Origin of the sequence: Burkholderia sp. Ax-1720 (assembly GCF_011753035.1) — a bacterium.
Taxonomy (GTDB): Bacteria; Pseudomonadota; Gammaproteobacteria; order Burkholderiales; family Burkholderiaceae; genus Burkholderia; species Burkholderia gladioli.
The window spans coordinates 1-1,649 of sequence record NZ_VWWK01000407.1 but is presented as its reverse complement, the minus strand read 5'-3'; the positions used below and the strand labels follow the sequence as shown (position 1 = coordinate 1,649).

Sequence of the window (1,649 nt, the reverse complement as noted above, 5' to 3'; positions counted from 1 at the left end):
GAGTCGGACGGCGGCGCCGCGCTGGAGCGCCGCCGCGTGGCGCTGCACCGGCTCGCGCGCAGCAGCGCGCTCGACTGGTCGCCGGTGGCGCGCGCCCACGGCATCGACCTGGGCTTCGAGCACGAGGCCGACGTCGAGGTGGTCGCGCGCGCCGATCTGCTGGCCGACCTGATCGGCAACCTGGTCGACAACGCGATCCGCTACGCCGGCGACGGCGCGGTGATCACGGTGCGGATCGGCCGGGAGGGCGGGCAGGCTCGGCTCGACGTGATCGACGACGGCCCCGGCATCGCCAGCCAGGAGCGCGAGGCGGTGTTCGAGCGCTTCTATCGCAGCTCGGCGACGGAATCGGTGGAGGGTTCGGGGCTGGGCTTGTCGATCGTGCGCGAGATCGTGCGCGTGCACGAGGGCGAGATCGCGCTGGGCGATGCGCCGGGCGGTGGGCTGGTGGTGACGGTGCGGCTGCCGCTCGCGCCGGCGGCCCTGCCGGCGCGGGCGGAGCCGGGCACGGGCGCCGCCTAGCCGGATCGGCGAGGTGGTTGCGGGCGCAACCGTCCCGCAACCGTCCCGCAACCGTCTCGCGATTGCCGCCGCGCCGGGCTCAGGCGTCGAAGCCGATTTCCGCCTCGAGCGGCTGGCCCACTTCCAGCACGCGCGTGCCGGCGCCGCTCTCGGCCAGCACCAGCACGCCGTGCTTGCCGAAGGTCAATTCGCCGTTGAAGCGTTCGCTGGCGCGATAGGTGCTCATGGTGTCGAGCGGTTCGTGCGGATGCTGCGGGTTCGGGCCGCCGAGCGCCTGGTCGACGTCGGGCACCGGGCAGCGCGTGCAGAGCTTGACCAGCCGCAGCCGGATCGGGCCGCTCGCGGCCTCGATGTCGAGATGCTCGACGTAATCCTCTTCATAGGCATCGAGCCCGCTGATCACCAGGTTGGGCCGGAACCGGTTCATCGGCACGGCAGGCACGCCGCGCTGGCCGAGCCGCGCGTTCAGGTCGTCCAGCGAGGACTGGCCGATCACCATCACCGGGAAGCCGTCGGCGAACTGCGTGTGGGTGCTGAGCTCGCCGGTCCACTTGCGGGTCACCTCGCGGCGCACCTCGGGCGCGAAGCGCACCAGCCGCACCGTCAGGCCGAGGAAGGCGCTGAACCAGCGCGCGGTGGCCTCGCCCGTGTCGAGCGCTTCCATGCTGTCCTTCCAGACCGTCACCGACAGGCGCGGCGCGTCGCCGAGCGCGAGCGCGTCGAGCGGCGTGCGCAGCGGCGGCATGCCGGGCGCCTCGACCAGCAATTCGGTTTCGCCGATCGCGATCTTCACCAGCGCCAGGCGCGGATGCGTGCGCTGCGTGATCATCGAGCCCGAGGGTTCGACGATCAGCCAGGCGCGGTCGTATTCGAGGCCACTTTCGAGCAGGGTCGCGCGCGTGAGCGAGATGCCCGCGCAGGATTTGATGGGGTAGACGAACAGTTCGCTGAGGGTCGGCATGGAGGCGGCGCGCGGCAGGGGCGCGATGGGCGGGCGGCAATCCGGGATTTTGCCAGATCGGCGGCGCAAGGTCGCGGCGGCGTTGCGCTTGCGCCGCCGGCTGCTGCTCGCCGAACCGTCGCCCGTCGCTCGCCGCCCGCCGCCCGCCGCCTGCCGCCTGCCGCCT

General features: G+C 72.8%; 2 protein-coding genes. One reads left to right on the top strand and one right to left on the bottom strand.

Going from position 1 to position 1,649, the window contains the following annotated elements; all coding sequences use genetic code 11:
* A partial coding sequence (locus F3J18_RS37245; protein ID WP_166917162.1) for a sensor histidine kinase occupies positions 1-522 on the top strand: 522 nt, incomplete at its 5' end.
* Positions 523-601: 79 nt separating this feature from the next.
* Here F3J18_RS37245 and F3J18_RS37240 read toward each other — a convergent pair.
* Positions 602-1,483, bottom strand: coding sequence for an MOSC N-terminal beta barrel domain-containing protein (locus F3J18_RS37240; protein ID WP_025097542.1), 882 nt, complete (start codon positions 1,481-1,483; stop codon positions 602-604).
* Between the last annotated feature and the right edge of the window lie 166 nt (positions 1,484-1,649).

Bases quoted from the DNA above. Each gene is read 5' to 3' on its own strand.
- F3J18_RS37240 (WP_025097542.1), bottom strand. From the start codon at position 1,483: ATGCCGACCCTCAGCGAACTGTTCGTCTACCCCATCAAATCCTGCGCG.